The 16,227-nt window shown below is 69.7% G+C and carries 13 protein-coding genes; 6 read left to right on the top strand and 7 right to left on the bottom strand.

Translation table 11 applies throughout. The annotated features are described in order from the left end of the window. Positions 1–177: 177 nt before the first annotated feature. Positions 178–804, bottom strand: coding sequence for a TetR/AcrR family transcriptional regulator (locus Aco03nite_RS09695; protein ID WP_203794456.1), 627 nt, complete (start codon positions 802–804; stop codon positions 178–180). A 432-nt stretch (positions 805–1,236) separates the two neighbouring features. Between Aco03nite_RS09695 and Aco03nite_RS09690 the strand changes: the two genes are divergently transcribed. Continuing rightward, complete coding sequence (locus tag Aco03nite_RS09690) at positions 1,237–1,890, top strand: SDR family NAD(P)-dependent oxidoreductase (RefSeq protein ID WP_239145050.1); 654 nt, start codon at positions 1,237–1,239, stop codon at positions 1,888–1,890. A 274-nt stretch (positions 1,891–2,164) separates the two neighbouring features. Here the strand turns inward: Aco03nite_RS09690 and Aco03nite_RS09685 are convergent, their stop codons facing one another. From Aco03nite_RS09685 to Aco03nite_RS09675, 3 genes are all read right to left on the bottom strand, one after another. Further along, the gene (locus Aco03nite_RS09685) at positions 2,165–3,724 is read right to left on the bottom strand and encodes a DJ-1/PfpI family protein (RefSeq protein ID WP_203794455.1); all 1,560 of its coding nucleotides are present in this window, start codon (positions 3,722–3,724) and stop codon (positions 2,165–2,167) included. Beyond that, complete coding sequence (locus tag Aco03nite_RS09680) at positions 3,721–4,665, bottom strand: GlxA family transcriptional regulator (protein WP_203794454.1); 945 nt, start codon at positions 4,663–4,665, stop codon at positions 3,721–3,723. The genes Aco03nite_RS09685 and Aco03nite_RS09680 overlap by 4 nt, the downstream gene beginning before the upstream one ends. A gap of 215 nt (positions 4,666–4,880) precedes the next feature. Further along, entirely contained in the window at positions 4,881–5,900 is a 1,020-nt protein-coding gene (locus Aco03nite_RS09675; protein ID WP_203794453.1) for a LacI family DNA-binding transcriptional regulator, read from the bottom strand. Positions 5,901–6,049: 149 nt separating this feature from the next. Between Aco03nite_RS09675 and Aco03nite_RS09670 the strand changes: the two genes are divergently transcribed. Genes Aco03nite_RS09670 through Aco03nite_RS09650 form a run of 5 tightly spaced genes read left to right on the top strand, consistent with a single transcriptional unit; the run spans position 6,050 to position 13,101 of the window. Further along, on the top strand, positions 6,050–8,011 hold the full coding sequence (locus Aco03nite_RS09670) for a beta-galactosidase (RefSeq protein ID WP_203794688.1): 1,962 nt from the start codon (positions 6,050–6,052) through the stop codon (positions 8,009–8,011). Further along, the gene (locus Aco03nite_RS09665) at positions 8,008–8,871 is read left to right on the top strand and encodes a carbohydrate ABC transporter permease (protein WP_203794452.1); all 864 of its coding nucleotides are present in this window, start codon (positions 8,008–8,010) and stop codon (positions 8,869–8,871) included. The genes Aco03nite_RS09670 and Aco03nite_RS09665 overlap by 4 nt, the downstream gene beginning before the upstream one ends. Next, the gene (locus tag Aco03nite_RS09660; protein WP_307837635.1) at positions 8,868–9,701 is read left to right on the top strand and encodes a carbohydrate ABC transporter permease; all 834 of its coding nucleotides are present in this window, start codon (positions 8,868–8,870) and stop codon (positions 9,699–9,701) included. The genes Aco03nite_RS09665 and Aco03nite_RS09660 overlap by 4 nt, the downstream gene beginning before the upstream one ends. A 41-nt stretch (positions 9,702–9,742) precedes the next feature. Next, entirely contained in the window at positions 9,743–11,071 is a 1,329-nt protein-coding gene (locus Aco03nite_RS09655; RefSeq protein ID WP_203794451.1) for an ABC transporter substrate-binding protein, read from the top strand. Continuing rightward, entirely contained in the window at positions 11,068–13,101 is a 2,034-nt protein-coding gene (locus Aco03nite_RS09650; protein WP_203794450.1) for an alpha-galactosidase, read from the top strand. The genes Aco03nite_RS09655 and Aco03nite_RS09650 overlap by 4 nt, the downstream gene beginning before the upstream one ends. Before the next feature lie 35 nt (positions 13,102–13,136). Here the strand turns inward: Aco03nite_RS09650 and Aco03nite_RS09645 are convergent, their stop codons facing one another. From Aco03nite_RS09645 to Aco03nite_RS09635, 3 genes are read right to left on the bottom strand one after another with little or no spacing between them, the layout of a single operon-like run. Further along, on the bottom strand, positions 13,137–13,877 hold the full coding sequence (locus tag Aco03nite_RS09645; RefSeq protein WP_239145030.1) for a ferredoxin reductase: 741 nt from the start codon (positions 13,875–13,877) through the stop codon (positions 13,137–13,139). Continuing rightward, the gene (locus tag Aco03nite_RS09640; protein ID WP_203794449.1) at positions 13,847–14,446 is read right to left on the bottom strand and encodes a sulfite oxidase-like oxidoreductase; all 600 of its coding nucleotides are present in this window, start codon (positions 14,444–14,446) and stop codon (positions 13,847–13,849) included. Before Aco03nite_RS09640 ends, Aco03nite_RS09645 begins: the two co-directional genes overlap by 31 nt. Before the next feature lie 29 nt (positions 14,447–14,475). Further along, positions 14,476–16,176: a S8 family peptidase gene (locus tag Aco03nite_RS09635; RefSeq protein ID WP_203794448.1), complete on the bottom strand. Its 1,701-nt coding sequence runs from the start codon at positions 16,174–16,176 to the stop codon at positions 14,476–14,478. Between the last annotated feature and the right edge of the window lie 51 nt (positions 16,177–16,227).

The following is a 16,227-nucleotide window of genomic DNA, read 5'->3' as shown; positions in this document are numbered from 1 at the left end:
CCCCGCGACCGCCGGGCCGGATGCGACGGTCACCGGCCGGGCCGCACGTCCTCGGCCGGGGCCGCGCTGACCCCACGTGTCCGATTGCGCCCGGCGACATCTCAGCCGCCGATCCAGCGACCGATGCCGCCCGGCCACCGCACATCGATCACCCCGGTCGAACGGCCCGGCGAAGCGTCACACCTGGCGGGCGTAGCGGGCGACCATCGTCGTGACGGCCTCGTCGACCGCGTGGCGGTGTGCCTCGGCGCCCGGCTCCCAGTGGGTCAGGAGCAGGGTCGGCCAGAAGACGAAGTTCGAGATCATGCCCAGGAACTGGGTGGCGGCCAGCTCCGGATCGGGCACCGTGGCCGTTCCGGCGGCGTCCGTGGCGGCCAGATAGCGGCGTACCGACTCGAAATACGGCATCTTCCCCCGGCTGAACTGGGCCTCGCCGAGCTCCGGGAAACGCGGCAACTCGGCGATCACGATCCGGAACAGGGCCGTCATGCCGGGCCGGGTCAGCAGCTCCACATACCGCCCGCCGATCGTGGTCAGCCCCGCGCGCAGATCGGTGGCCGGAGGCTGCGGCCCGTCCGCGTCATCCACCTGCCACGACTCGGTGACGATCGCGTCGAACAGTGCCGCCTTGGTCGGGAACTGCTTGAACAGGGTGGCCTTCGAGACCCCCGCGGACTCGGCGATCCGGGCGAGCGAGGTGCCGTCGTATCCCGAGGCCAGGAACAGCCCGGTGGCCGCTTCCAGGATCGCGGCGCGCTTCTGCTCGGCGACGCGGCGGTGATAGGTGGACGGCGCGGCGGTCATGCCCACAGTATGCCGGTGGCGAGGTGAGTCACTTGACTCGCCATCGGCGGACGGCTTAACCTTCGGTGGTGAGCTGACCGGCTCACCTCACCTCAATGAGGGGACAGCATGCGATTCAGTGGACAGACCGTCCTGATCACCGGCGGCACCGGCGGGATGGGCTCGAGCCACGCGCGGGCCTACCACGCCGAGGGCGCAAACGTGATCATCGGCGTCCGGACCAGCGCCGATGATCCGAACCGGTCCAGCGTCCGGACCAGCACCGATGATCCGATTCGGTCCGGTGTCCCGAGCCGTGCCGGTGATCCGATCCGGTCTGGTGTCCGGAGCGGTGCCGATGATCCGATTCGGACCGGCGTTCGGAGCGGTGCCGATGATTCGGTTCGGTCCGAACAGCAGCGTCGGCTCGGTCGGAATGGTGCCCTGCCGGGGGTGCCGCTCGATCTGGCCGCCGAGTTGGGCGAGCGCGCGATGGCGGTCCGTCTGGACGTGACCAGCGAGGCGGACTGGGCGGGTGCCGTGTCCGCGGCCGAGCAACGGTTCGGCTCGGTGACGATTCTGGTGAACAACGCCGGGGTGCAGAATCCGCCGGCCACCGTGGAGTCCACCGACCGGCAGACCTGGGACCGCACGCTGGCGACCAATGTGACCGGCCAGTTCCTGGGCATCCGGGCGGTCACCCCGTCGATGCGCCGGGCCGGCGGCGGCGTGATCGTCAACATCGGTTCCACGATGGCGTACGGAGGGACGGCGATGTACGCCCCGTACGTAGCGGCCAAATGGGCGATCCGCGGCCTGACCAGCAGCGCGGCCCTGGAGCTGGCCCGGGACGGCATCCGGGTCAACGCCCTGCACCCCGGAGTGGTGGACACCAGACTGATCTCCGAACCGGCCGGCCCCGGCGCCCGCCCGATCGCGGACTTCTACGACCCGTCCCCGTTCGCGGTGCCCCGCCTGGGAACCCCCACCGACATCACCGAGGCCCTGCTCTACTTGACGTCCCCCGCCGCCGCTTTCATGACCGGAACCGACTTGATCATCGACGGCGGCCTCCTGCTGGGCCCCGCTCTCCCCGCAGCAGCCTGACATGCGCGATGCGGTGCGACGGGCGCTGGCGTCGACCCCCGCGTCACCGACCCGGCAACAGATCATCGACATCACCCTAACTGGGCGGCGGATCGGCCAGGCCCGGAGAATCACCCTGACCCGCGGGACCGGATCCCCCTGACCCGCGGGACCGGATCCCCCTGACCCGCGGGACCGGATCCCCCTGGCCGGTGGGACCGGATCAGCGGCGGCGGCTGACAGCCGGTGACCACCGCTACCGGCCCGGCGGTCGCGGGGATACCTTGCGCCGCGCTCACCTCGCGGTGTGGCCACGGTGCGACTCGGATTCGGCGGGGACCTGCTGATTCGTATCAGAAAAGGGTTGGGGGACGACGGATCGCCGCACGCGCGAGACGACCTGAGCCACCGCCCATCCGGCGGTCGTGAGCAGGAACAATCCGGCGGCCAGGAGCGTGATCCGCCAGGGGAAGGGCGCTCCGGAGGGAAGTACCGGCGCCGGGTACTCGATGTATTTCGCGGCCGTCGCAGCTACCCCACGACCGTCGGTGCGGGCGATGTCACGGAGTATCGGGTCAAATCCGGAATCCCCCGGCTCCTCGACGGCTTGCGGCAGAAAAACCGGCACACCGGCCGGAAGCTCGGCCAAAGAGGGAAGACCGGCAGGAAAAGGGAGCCCGGCCGAGGAAGGAAGCCCGGACAAAGACGGAAGCCCGGACCCGGATGGGAGTTCAGCTGGGGATGAACGCTCGGACAAAGACGGGAGCCCGGGCCCGTGTGGGAGTTCAGGTGGGGATGAGCGCCCGGACAAAGACGGGAGCCCGGACCCGGACCGGAGTCCGGGAATGATCAGGCGGTCCAACTGTGGGGCCTCGCTGATCGGGGTGGTCAGCAGGCGGAATCCGTGGGCGGTGGTGATCTCTCCGGCCTCGGCGAGTGGGATGACGTGGGCGGTGAACGCGACGCCTCCGTAGAGTTCGGCCGCCGCGGCGATGTCGATCTCCTCGGTTCTCGGGGGCAGCACCAGGCCGTAGCGGGGCTGGAACCAGGGGAGCAGGGCGTGGAGCGGGTACGGGTAGTCGGAGGCCGTGATCCGCTGGGCCGGGATCGTGGTGGAGTCGCTGTTCCAACCGGGGTAGTTGATGCGGGCGCCGATGCGTTGTTCCTCGGACGGGCCGGCCAGCTCCTTCACCAGTTGTAACGCTCCCAGGATTCCGGAGCTGACACCGGCCGTGGTCAGGATCCGGCCGTCGCGTACCCAGCGTTGTCCGCTGATCCATGTGGTTCCGGGATGGCTCCGGCGCAGGCCGTCCAGGTCGGACCAGAACGAGGTGGCCCGGCGGCCGTTCAGGATTCCGGTGTGGGTGAGGACCCTTGTTCCGGCGCACACCCCGAAGATCAGGCCGCTGCGGTCGTGGACCCGTTCGATCAGGGTGAGCAGTTCGGGGTCGCCGGCCGGGTCGGTGAACGCCGGGACCACCACGATCTCCGGCCACGGTGCCCGGCCGGAGTCCAGATCGTCGACCGAGTGATCAGGAACGGTCCGCAGGCCGCCGGACAGGGCCACCGGGGCGGTGCCCACGCCGACCGTGAACACGTCGAAGGCGGGCGAACCAGCCAGCACGTCGTAGGGGCCGAGGACATCGGTCGCCACCGAACCACCGCTGCCGAGCAGGATCGCGACCGGGATCCGGCCCGCCGGAGAAACACCGGAGCCGGCAAAAGGACCGACAAGAGGTCCGGTAGATCCGGTAGAAGAGCCGGGGAACGATCTGTTCATGGTCAGCGTGAAGCCGGCGCCCAGCATCGCCGCCGGCACGACGAGCGTCAGCAGCAGGACGACGAGGCGCCTCATCGGTGTGCGGCCCGGAACGCGCGTGGTGACACCCCGTGCCGTTCGGTGAAGAGGCGGCGGAAGTGGCGGGCGTCGGCGTACCCGCAGTCCCGGGCGATGTCGTCGATCGGCCGGCCGGTGGCGGTGAGCAGGTTCCCGGCGTGCCCGATCCGGAGTTCCTGCTGGTACTGCAGTGGTGTCACCCCGGTCGCGGCGGTGAACGCGGCCGTCAGCGCCCGCACCGACACGTGTGCGGCCCGGGCCAGCGACGGCAGCGTGTGCGCTTCGGCGAACCGGTCGGCGAGCAGCTGTTGCACCCGGTGGACCACCGGATCCAGGTGATCACGGCGGCTGAGGAACGGGCTCTGCGGCGCCGACGACCCGTTGCGGCGCACGTGGACCACCAGCTCCCTGGCGACGGCCGCGGCGACCGCCGGTCCAAGGTCGTCCTCGACGAGGGCGAGTGCCAGATCGATTCCGGACGCGATCCCGGCGCTGGTGGCGACGGCGCCGTCCCGGACGTAGAGCACCGAGTCGTCGACCAGGGCGGCCGGGTACCGCAGTCGCATCGCCTCGATCACGCTCCAGTGGCTGGTGCACCGCCGCCCGTCGAGCAGCCCGGCGTCACCGAGGACGATCGCGCCGGTGCAGATCGACACGAACGAGGCGCCCGCGCCGGCGGCGGAACGGACCCAGTCGAGAGTCGGGGCGTCGATCTCCAGCCGCTGGGTGAGGTCGGGCCCGGGGATGAGGACGACGTCCCCCGGTGCGACGGGCGGGAGCGGGGCGAGCGAACCGAAGGCCAGCCCCTGGGCGGAGGGCTCGGCGGGGCGGGCGGCGACGAAGCCGATCTCGTACCGGCCGCCGTGGTGAGCAGCGGTGTGCAGGACCTGGACCGGCCCGGCCAGATCGAGCAGGTTGACCGCGGGCAGGACTAGGCAGTGGATCCGTACCGGACGCATAACGCCACGGTAGGCCCGCAGAACCCCAAGTAACGAGACGTGATCAAGCGGCCGAAAGGACGGATCAGGCAGCCTGGCGCGAAGGCGCGGTTTCTCGTGAAGGCGCGGTTTGTTGCGAAGGCGCGGTTTGTTGCGAAGGCGCGGTTTGTTGCGAACATGCGGCTTGTTGAGAAAGCGCGGCTTGTTGAGAAAGTGCGGAAGCGCGGTGAGGCAGCTCAGGCCGAGTCGCGCAGCACCAGCGGGGTGGGCAGGAGCTGCCTGGTCGTCTCCACCGTCTCGCCGCTCAACTGCCGCAGCACCACCTGCGCCGCGCACGACCCCAGCTCCTTGGCCGGCTGGTGGACGGTGGTCAGCTGCGGCTGGCAGCGGACCGCCCACGTGCTGTCGTCGAAACCGACCAGCCCGACGTCGCCGGGGACGCTGCGGCCGGCCTCGCGAAGCGCTTCGAGAGCGCCGGCGGCGATGGCGTCGGAGGCGGCGAACACGCCGTCGATGCCGGGCTCGCGCTCGAGCAGGTCGCGCATGCCCTTGACGCCGGAGCCGTAGTCGTAGTGCGGGACGTCGGCGATCAGCTCCTCGTCGAAGAGCGGGCCGAGGGCGTCGCGGAAGCCGTTGAGCCGGTCGATGCCGGAGTCACGGTCCAGGGCGGCGGCGATCATGCCGATCCGGCGGCGGCCGGTGCTCACCAGGTGCTCGGTGATGGCGACTGCCGAGCCGACGTTGTCTATCCCCACGAACGGGATGTGCTGGGCCAGGTCGGGCGGGTGGCCGATGAACGCGGCAGGCAGCGCGAGATCGCTGATGACCTTGATGATCGGGTCGTTTGTTCTGGCCGACACGACGATGGCGCCGTCGACGAAGCCGCCGCTGAGGTAGCGCGCGACCCGCTCGTTGTCGCGGGCCGACTCGACGACCAGGCTGACCATCTGGTGGTCGGCGAGCGACAGGGCGGCGTTGGCGCCAAGCATGATCGAGCCGATGTTGGGGTCGTCGAGGAAGAGCGAGTGCGGCTCGTGGGCGACGAACGCGACCGCCTGTGACCTGCGCATCTTCAGCGCGCGGGCGGCATTGTTCGGCACGTAGCCGAGATCGGTCATCGCCGCTTCGATGGCGGCGCGTGCCTCGGCGGAGACATAGCCCCCGTTCAGCACGCGGCTCACGGTGCCCCGGGACATGCCGACGGCGGCCGCGATGTCGTGCACCGTGGCTCGTTTCTGGGGCAGTGGCCGTGACATGAACCAACAGTAACCGCCCCGGTATTGACCTCGTCGCAGGCCAGTCCTACTGTGTGCACGTTCACACATCCGTAACCGCAGTTTAGGCTCGCGGAAATGTGTGCACGTGCACACATTTCGTGATCTGGAGTTCTATGAAAAGCGTGAGCATGCCGCTACCGGGCGTGAGTCTGGGGTGCGACTACAACCCGGAGCAGTGGTCGCCGGACGTCTGGCGGGAGGACGCCGCGCTCATGCGGCAGGCCGGTGTGGGCCTGGTGGCCGTCAACATCTTCGGCTGGTCCAACCTCGAGCCGAGCCCGGGTCGGTACCGGTTCGACGATCTGGACCAGGTCGTCGAGCTGATGCACGCGAACGGCATCAAGATCAATCTGGGTACCGGCACCTCGTCGCCGCCGCCCTGGCTGACCACCCTGCACCCGGAGATGCTGCCGGTCGCCGCCGACGGCACGACCCGCTACCCGGGGGGCCGCCAGGGCTTCTGCCCCAGCTCGCCGGTCTACCGGGAGCGGGCGCTCGCCCTGGTCGAGAAGGTCGCCGACCGGTACGGCAAGCACCCGGCCATCGCGCTCTGGCACGTCTCCAACGAGATCGGCTGCCACAACGCGCTCTGCTACTGCGAGACCAGCACCGAGGCGTTCCGGGAGTGGCTGCGGGCCCGCTACCACAAGATCGAGACGCTGAACGAGGCCTGGGGCACGTCGTTCTGGAGCCAGCGGTACGGCGCCTGGGACGAGATCCGCACGCCCCGCCTGACGCTGTCGTTCCGCAACCCGGGCCAGCTCATCGACTTCCAGCGGTTCAGCTCGGACAACCTGCTGGACCACTACCGGGCCGAGGCGGCGATCCTGCGCCGCCACTCGGACGTCCCGGTCACCACGAACTTCATGGTCACCGCGCACATCCGTAACCAGGACTACTGGACCTGGGCGCCGGAGATGGACGTCGTCGCCAACGACCACTACCTGGACAACCGTCTCGGGGAGCCGGCCGCGGAGCTGTCCTTCGCCGCCGACCTGACCCGGGGCCTGGCCGGCGGGCGCCCGTGGATGCTGATGGAGCAGTCCACCGGCGCGGTCAACTGGCAGCCGCACAACCTGACCAAGGCGCCGGGCGAGATGATCCGCAACTCGCTGACGCACGTGGCCCGCGGCGCCGACTCGATCTGCTTCTTCCAGTGGCGGGCGTCGGCCCAGGGCGCGGAGAAGTTCCACTCCGCGCTGCTGCCGCACGCCGGCACCGACAGCACCGGGTTCCGTGAGGTGCTCAAGCTGTCCGAGACCCTGCAGCGGATCGGCGAGGTGGCCGGCACCGAGGTCGAGTCCGACGTCGCCCTGCTGTTCAGCTGGGAGTCGTGGTGGGCCGCCGAGGGTGAGGCCCGGCCGTCACAGGCGGTCACCTACCTGGACCAGGTGCACGGCGCCCACCGGGCGCTGCGCGAGCAGGGCGTGACCGTGGACGTGATCGCGCCCGGTACCGACCTGAGCCGGTACAAGCTGGTCGTGGTGCCCTGCCTCTACCTGATCTCGGACGCCGACGCGCAGCTGATCACCGACTACGTGGCGGCCGGCGGTCGACTGGTGGTCACATTCTTCAGCGGGATCGTCGACGAGCGGGACCGGGTCCGGCTCGGTGGGTACCCGGGCGCGTTCCGGGACGTGCTGGGTGTGCGGTCCGAGGAGTTCGCGCCGCTGAAGCCGGGCACAACGGTGACACTGAGCAACGGCCAGAGCGCGACGCTCTGGACCGAGCGGCTGCAGGCGACCACCGCGACCACGATCGCCACCTATGACGACGGCCCGATGGCCGGCCTTCCGGCGATCACTCGCAACCAGCACGGTGCGGGTACAGCTTGGTATATCGCGACAAACGCTGACATGTCTGATTTGCTCAAAGAGGCGGCCGAGGTTTCCGGCCGTCAAACGGACAAGAACGTAGAAATCGTCCGCCGCTCCGGTGGCGGCCGCAGCTATCTCTTCGTCATCAACCACAGCACCGACCCCGTCGAGTTCCCCGCGACCGGCCACGACCTGGTAACCGGCCAACCGGTCACCGGAGCGTTGCGGGTCGAGGGCGGCGGTGTCGCAGTCGTCCGGGAGGAGGCATCGTGAAGGGCAAGAAGGGCCCGCTCCTTTTCTTCATCGCGCCGTTCGGTCTGCTGTTCGCGGCCTTCTATCTGGCCCCGATCGGCTACGCGATCAAGCAGTCGCTGTACAAGATCGAGCGCCAGGGCACGTTCGGCAAGGCCCAGGAGGTCTTCGGCGGACTCGAGCAGTACACCCGGGTCTTCTCCGACGGCCCGTTCTGGGAGTCGATCGGCCGGGTGCTGCTGTTCGGCATCGTGCAGGTGCCGGTCATGCTCGGCGTCGCGCTGGCGCTGGCGCTGCTGCTGGACTCCGGCCTGGTCAAGGGCAAGGCGTTCTTCCGGCTGGCGTTCTTCGTGCCGTACGCCGTCCCCGGTGTGGTCGCCGCCATCATGTGGGGCTTCCTCTACTCGCCGAACCTGTCCCCGTTCACCGCTCTGACCGGCAACGTCGACCTGCTCTCCGCGGACTTCGTGCTCTGGTCGATGGCGAACGTGGTGACCTGGATCTACGTCGGCTACAACATGCTGATCATCTACTCCTCGCTGCTGGCGATCCCGCAGGAGGTGTACGAGGCGGCCCGCATGGACGGCGCCGGCGCGCTCCGGACCGCGTGGGCCATCAAGATCCCGCTGGTCATGCCGGCGATCGTGCTGACCACCGTCTTCTCGATCATCGGCACCCTGCAGCTGCTCGCCGAACCGGCCGTGTTCCGCACCTTCAGCTCCGCGGTGACCAGCACGTACACGCCGAACCTGACGGTCTACTCGACCTCGTCCATCCCGAACTTCAACCTGGCGGCGGCGTTCTCGGTGGTCCTGGCCCTGGCGACCTGCCTGCTCTCGTTCGGTTTCCTCAAGCTCACCCAGCGGGGGGCCGACAAGTGAAGAACGTCAACCGCATCGGCCCCATGGTCGTCATGGCCGCCGCGACCCTCTACTTCCTGGTGCCGATCTGGTGGCTGCTGGTGGCGGCGTCCAAGAGCCGCGCCCAGTTCAACAACACCACCCCGCTCTGGTTCGCCGACTTCTCGCTCGGTGACAACCTGAGTGAGCTGTTCGCCTACCGCGACGGGGTCTTCCTGCGCTGGATGCTGAACAGCGTGCTGTACACCGGCGGCGCCGCCCTGATCGGCACCGTGCTCGCCGCGATGTGTGGATACGCCCTGGCCAAGTACCGGTTCCCGGGCCGCGAGGCGATCTTCAACATCGTCCTGTCCGGGGTACTTGTGCCGGCCACGGCGCTCGCCCTACCGTTGTTCCTGATCTTCAGCCAGTTCGAGGCGACGAACACCTTCTGGTCGGTCTTCCTGCCCAGCCTGGTGAACCCGTTCGGCGTCTACCTGGCCCGGATCTACGCCACCGCGAGCGTCCCGGACGAGCTGCTCGAAGCGTCCCGCCTGGACGGCTCCGGCGAGGTCCGCACGTTCTTCACGATCTCCGCCAAGCTGATGTTCCCGGCCCTGGTGACGATCTTCCTGTTCCACTTCGTGGCCGTCTGGAACAACTTCCTGCTCCCGCTGATCATGCTGGGCAACGAGCGGCTGTTCCCGGTCACCCTCGGCCTCTACTCCTGGAACACCCAGGTGAACCAGATCCCTGAGCTGCGGATGTTCGTGCTCACCGGCGCTCTCGTCTCCATCGTCCCGCTGGTGATCGCCTTCCTGTTCCTGCAGCGCTTCTGGCGCAACGGCCTCGGCTCCGGCGCCATCAAGTAACCGCACATCACAGAAGATTGAGGATCAAAGTGCGTCCACCCATGCGATCGCTCAGCATCCTGCTGACCTCGGCCCTGGCCGTGACCCTCGCGGCCTGTTCCTCCGGCAGCGACGACTCGACCGACGAGGCGACCGGCGGCGCGGCCAGCTGCGCCCCGGCCTCCGGCAACGTCGAGCTGACCTACACCACCTGGATCCCGGGGATCGAGGACGTGGTCAAGCTCTGGAACGACAAGAACCCGAACATCCAGGTCAAGGTGCAGACCGGCCCGAACGGCAACGGCGGCACCTACGCCAACTTCTTCAACCAGCTCAAGGCCGGCAACGCCCCCGACCTGGGCCACATCGAGTACGACGCGCTGCCCAGCTTCCGGGTCCAGGACGGCCTGACCAACCTGGCCTCCTGCTCCGAGGTGACCGCGGCCAAGGACCAGTTCGTCGACTGGACCTGGGGTCAGGTCACCTTCGGTGAGGAGAACTCGGTCTACGGCATCCCGCAGGACACCGGCCCCATGGCCCTGTTCTACCGCAAGGACCTGTTCGAGAAGAACAACATCCCGGTCCCCACGACCTGGGAGGAGTACGCCGCCGCGGCCGAGAAGGTGAAGACCGCCGGTGGTTACATCACCAACTTCTCGCAGAGCGACATCAGCCAGTTCGCCGGGCTCTCCTGGCAGGCCGGCGGCCGTTGGTTCTCGAACGACGGCAGCAAGTGGACCGTGAACTTCCAGGACGACAACACCAAGAAGGTCGCCGACTACTGGCAGGACCTGATCAGCAAGAAGCTGGTCTCCAGCGTCCCGCCGTGGACCACCGAGTGGGACAACGCCTACAACAAGGGCAACGCGTGGACCTGGGTCTCCGCGGTGTGGGGCGCCAACTCGATCATGTCCGGCGCGCCGGACACCTCCGGCAAGTGGGCGGTCGCCCCGATGCCGCAGTGGACCGCCGGCGGCACCTCGGCCGGTAACTGGGGTGGCTCGTCCACCGCGGTCTTCAAGTCCTCGAAGCACCCGTACGAGGCCGCCAAGTTCGCCCTGTGGCTGAACACCTCCGAGGAGGCGCTGACCGCGCTGAACAAGGCCGCCCAGCTCTACCCGGCGACCAAGGCCGGTGCCACCCTGCCGGCGCTGACCGAGGGCGTCGAGTTCTACGGCGGCCAGAAGATCTACGAGGTCTTCGCGACCGCTTCCACCCAGGTCGCCGCCGACTTCGCGTGGGGCCCGACGATGACCGACACCTACGCGTCGGCCTCGGACGGTTTCAAGGCCGTCGTCTCCGGCACCGGCACGCTCAACGACGCGCTCAAGACCGCCCAGGAGAAGACCGTCGCGACCCTGAAGTCGCAGTCCATCCCGGTCGCCGAGTGACCGTGTTCCACCTGCGCGCCGCGGGCACCAGCCTTGTGCTGGACGCCCGCGGCGTCGCGCCGTCGATCCTGCACTGGGGTTCCGATCTGGGCGACGTCGACGTCGCTGCCTGGGCCGACGCCACGGTTCCGGCCGTGCCGCCGAGCTCGATCGACGTACCCCCGCAGTTGTCCCTTCTTCCGTCCCTCTTCGAGGGATGGAGCGGGCGCCCGGCTCTCACCGCGGGCGGTCCGCTGCGACTGGTCTCTGCCTCCGAGCAGAACCGGGCGATTTGTGTACGTTCGGAGAACAGCGACGCCGAGGTCCTCAGCGAGCTGAAACTGTCCTCCGAAGGCGTCCTGCGGGTCCGGCACTCGCTGACCAACCGCACCGGCGCCGACCTCGCCGTTCCCGGCCTGGACGTGCTGCTCCCGATCCCGGCCGAGGCCGCCGAACTGCTCGACTTCACCGGCCTGTGGTGTCACGAGCGGCAGCCCCAGCGGCTCCCGCTGCGGCACGGCGTCTGGTCCCGGGAGAGTCGGCACGGCCGTCCCGGTCACGACGACGCGTTCCTGATGGTCGCCGGCGAGCCCGGGTTCGGGTTCCGTACCGGCCGGGTCTGGGCCGCCCACCTGGCGTGGAGCGGCGACAAGCGGATCTGGGCCGAGCGCTCGGCCCTCGGCTACGGCGTCCTCGGCGCCGGTGAGCTGCTCGCCCCGGGCGAGGTGGTCCTGCGGCCGGGGGAGACCTACGAGACCCCGTGGCTGATCACGGTCCATTCGGAGCACGGCCTGGACGGGCTCTCCGACCGGCTGCACCCGTGGATCCGCCGGATGACGCCGCTGAAGCTGCCGCGGCCGGTCGTGCTGAACACCTGGGAAGCCGTCTACTTCGACCACGACCTGGCGGTGCTGACCGAGCTGGCCGACGCCGCCGCCGAGGCCGGGGTGGAACGGTTCGTCCTGGACGACGGCTGGTTCACCGGGCGCCGCGACGACAAGCGCGCGCTCGGCGACTGGTTCGTCGACGACACCGTGTGGCCCGAGGGCCTGCACCCGCTGATCTCACACGTACGGCAACGGGGGATGGAATTCGGTCTCTGGGTCGAACCGGAGATGATCAGCCCGGAGTCCCGGCTGGCCGCCGAGCACCCGGACTGGATTCTGGGCGGCGGCGCCGGGCCGACCTGGCGTCACCAGCGGGTCCTCGACGTCGAGAAGGCCTACGACCACCTGCTGGAACGGTTGTCCGCGCTGCTCGCCGAGTACCCGATCGCCTTCCTCAAGTGGGATCACAACCGGGACCTGCTCACCCCGGGTGACGCGCACCGGCAGACCCGGGCGCTGTACCGGCTGCTGGCCGACCTGCGGATGGCGTTCCCGCACGTGGAGATCGAGAGCTGCGCCTCCGGCGGGGCCCGGATCGACCTAGGAATCCTGCCGCTCGTCGACCGGTTCTGGACGTCGGACACCAACGATCCGCTGGACCGGCAGTCGATCCAGCGCTGGACCTCGGTGGTGGTGCCGCCGGAGTACCTCGGTGGTCACCTCGGCGACGGCGTCGCGCACGTCACCGGCCGCACTTCCGCGCTCGGGTTCCGCCTGGCCACGGCGCTGTTCGGCAGCGCCGGGATCGAGTGGAACCTGACCAGGGCGTCGCCTGCCGAGAAGGCCGACGTCGCCGCGTGGATCGCCGAGCACAAGCGGCTGCGGCCGCTGCTGCACACCGGCCGGGTGGTCCGGGCCGACACCCCGGACCCGGCCCAGCAGCTGCACGGGGTGGTCGCCCAGGACCGTACCCACGCGGTGTACGCCTTGGTCACGGTCGGCACTCCGGCAGCGGCCCTGCCGCCGCCGATCAGGTTCCCGGGCCTGGACCCGGACCGGCTCTACACGGTCCGCCCGATCGGCGTCGCGCCGCGGGTCGTCCAGGACGCGCCGCCGCCGTGGCTGGCGAACGGCGTGACCCTGCCCGGCCGGATCCTGAGCGAGGCCGGTCTCCCGGCCCCGCTGCTGGTCCCCGACCAGGCACTGCTGCTGGAATTGAACTAGGCGCTCTACTCAGGCGCCTTACTCAGACGCCTTACTCAGGCGCCGCCGAAGCGTTCCGTGCGGACCTTCGCCGGGTCGTGGCCGAGTGCGACGAGCATGTCGGCCACGACCTCGACGAAGGTGTTCGGTCCGCAGACGAAACAGTCCGGCGCGAAGTCCGGCGGCCAGCCGTGCGTGTTGACCACCGCGATGTCGATCCGTTGCGGCGGGACCGGCCAGCCCGCCGGCACCTCCCGGCTGTAGACGAAGTGCACGTCCAGCCCGAAATCCTCGCGGGCGCGGCGGCGCAGCTCGTCCGCGTACAGCACGTCGGCCGGGGTCCGCACCGCGTAGATCAGCCGGAACAGCTGCCGCCCACGGGCCCGGACCATCGCCATCAGCGGCACGATCCCGGAACCACCGGCGATCAGGGTCACCGGCGCCGTGGACTCGGCCCGCCAGACGAACCAGCCGCCGATCGGCCCGCGGACCTCGATCTGATCACCGGGCTCGACGACCTCGGTGAGATAGGGCGACACCTCGCCGTCCTCGAGGCGCTGCACCGAGATCTCGACGGTCTTGCTGTCCGCCGACCAGGCCGACGCGATCGAATAGCTGCGCTGGGCCTGGTAGCCGTCCTCGGCGGTGAGCCGGATGTCGATGTGCTGACCGGGCAGGTGGCCGGCCCACTCCGGGATGTCGAGCACCAGGGTCCGGGCGGTGCCGGTCTCCTCGCGCGTCTCCCGGACGGTCGCCACCTGCCAGGTCAGTCGCCGTGGTACCGCTGCTCTTGCCACGGGTCTCCGTACATGTGGTAGCCGGCGTTCTCCCAGAACCCGGGCTCGTCCTCGTGCATCATCCGCAGCCGGTCCACCCACTTGGCGGACTTCCAGAAGTACAGATGCGGGATCAGCAGCCGGGCCGGGCCGCCGTGCTCGGGATGCAGGGGCTCACCGTCGTACTCGTAGGCGATCCAGGCCTTGCCGTCCAGCAGGTCCTCGAACGGGACGTTGGTGGTGTAGCCGCCGACGCTGTGCGCCATCACGTAGTCGCCGGCGGTCTCCACGTCCTCGAAGAGCGTGTCGAGGGAGACGCCCTTCCAGCCGGTGCCGAATTTCGACCACTTGGTGACGCAGTGGATGTCGACCGTGACGTCCTCGGCCGGCAGCGCGGTGAACTGCTTCCAGTCCCAGGTGTGCTCCTCGCCGGTCTCGGTGAGGATCGAGAACTGCCAGCGGTCCAGCGGGATCCGCGGCGTCGGCCCGGCGGAGAGCACCGGGAAGTCGTGCGCCTGATACTGACCGGGAGGCAGGTCGGGCGACGGATCACGCCGCCGCCCGCCGAAGCCCCGCGAGATGATGCTCATGGGGTCGAGTAAACCCCACCGTTGTTACGTCAGGCCTTGACCGTGCCGGTGGTCACGCCCACCACGGTCTTGGTGGAGGCCAGCACCACCCGGTAACTGCCGCCGGACACCAGCCCGGTGATCTTGCGGCTGGCCGTGGCGCTGTAGGTCTTCGCGGTGCTCCACTTGCCCTTGACCAGGCGCTGCAGCGTCATCTTCTGGCCGGTCGCGCCGGTCACCCGCACCGTGATCGCGCCCTTGCCGGTCCGGCTCGCCTTGACCGCGGCCCTGGCCGTGTACGCCACCGAGGCGGCCGGCGACTCGACCGAGTCGTCCCCGGACGCCACTTCCAGCGTGATCTGGAACGTGCCGGTCGCGGCCCGGTGGTAGACGTACTCGCCGTCGGCGTCGGTGGTCACGGCCTGGCAGCCCTTGTCGACGCCGCCGACGGTGAGACACAGCTGGGCGTCCTGGCCGGCGTAGGCCTCGTCACCGGCGGTCACGGTGAACGTGGTCCGGGTCTTCGCGCCGTACGTGACGGTCTGATCCTCCTGGTCGACGGTCACCTCGGGAGCCGGTGAGTCGCCGCCGCCGTCCGCGCCGAGTGCCACCAGTGCCGCCGCCGCGTCGATGCGCCCGTTGCCGTAGTCGGTGTCGAAGCCCTTGGTGCCCAGGTCGACCGCGGTCTTCTCCAGCGTCTGCTCGATCTGGTCCGGGGTGAGATCCGGCTGGTACGCCTTGAGCAGCGCGGCCACCGCGGCCACGTGCGGCGTCGCCATCGAGGTGCCGTTCGCGGTCGCGTACTTGCCGTCGATCCAGGTGCTGAGGATGCCGCTGCCGGGCGCGGCCACGTCCACGTAGTCGCCCCGGTTCGAGTAGTCGGCCACGTGATCGTTCGCGTCGGTGGCGGCCACCCCGATCACGCCGGGGAACGCGGCCGGGTAGCTGACCGGGCTGCCCTGCTTGCGCTCGTTGCCGGCCGCGGCGATCACCGTGACGCCCTTCTTCCGGGCGTACTCGATGGCGGTCTTCTCCGCGGTGTCGGCCTCGGTCCCGCCGAGGGACAGGTTGATGATGTCGGCGCCGTTGTCGACGGCCCAGACGATGCCCTCGACCTCGTCGGAGGTGTAGCCCTCACCGCTGGCGTCGAGCACCCGCACCGGCAGGATCTTCGCGTCCGGGGCGATTCCGGCGATGCCCTTGCCGTTGCCGGTGAGCGCGGCGATGGTGCCCGCCACGTGGGTGCCGTGCCCGTCCACGTCGCTGTCGCCGCCCCCGGCGTCCGCGACCGCGTCGTACCCGGGCAGCACCTGGCCGGCCAGGTCCGGGTGGCTCGCGTCGACACCGCTGTCGATGACGGCGACGACCACACCCTCACCGGTGCTCGACTCCCAGGCGGTGGGAATGCCGATGGTCTTGAGATCCCACTGCTTGCCGCGGTACGGGTCGTTGTCGGCCGGCACCTCGAGGGCGTGGATCCGGGAGTCGACCTCGACGGCGACCGTGCCGTCCCGGTCCGCGACCGACGCGGCGATCCGTTTCGCCTGCGCCTGCCCGGTGGCGACCTGGACCGAGTAGACCGGCCGGCCGTCCGCGTCCAGGGTGGTGGTCAGGATCCGGACCGGCTCGCCGGCCGTCCCGTAGGAGACCGGGCTGAACGCCTGGCTGCCGGTGGGCAGGGCGAACGCGCCGATCGCCGCCGCGGTGACCGCCACGATCCCGCCCGCCAGGAAGTTCCGCCGTGCCCGCATCCGTGTCCACCCTCCGTCGGGGGGCCGGTGCGATGGCAGCCGGCCCGTGGG

This window comes from Actinoplanes couchii, from assembly GCF_016862075.1.
GTDB lineage: Bacteria > Actinomycetota > Actinomycetes > Mycobacteriales > Micromonosporaceae > Actinoplanes > Actinoplanes couchii.
The sequence above is the reverse complement of the archived record's forward strand: the minus strand, read 5'-3'. Positions and strand labels throughout refer to the sequence as shown.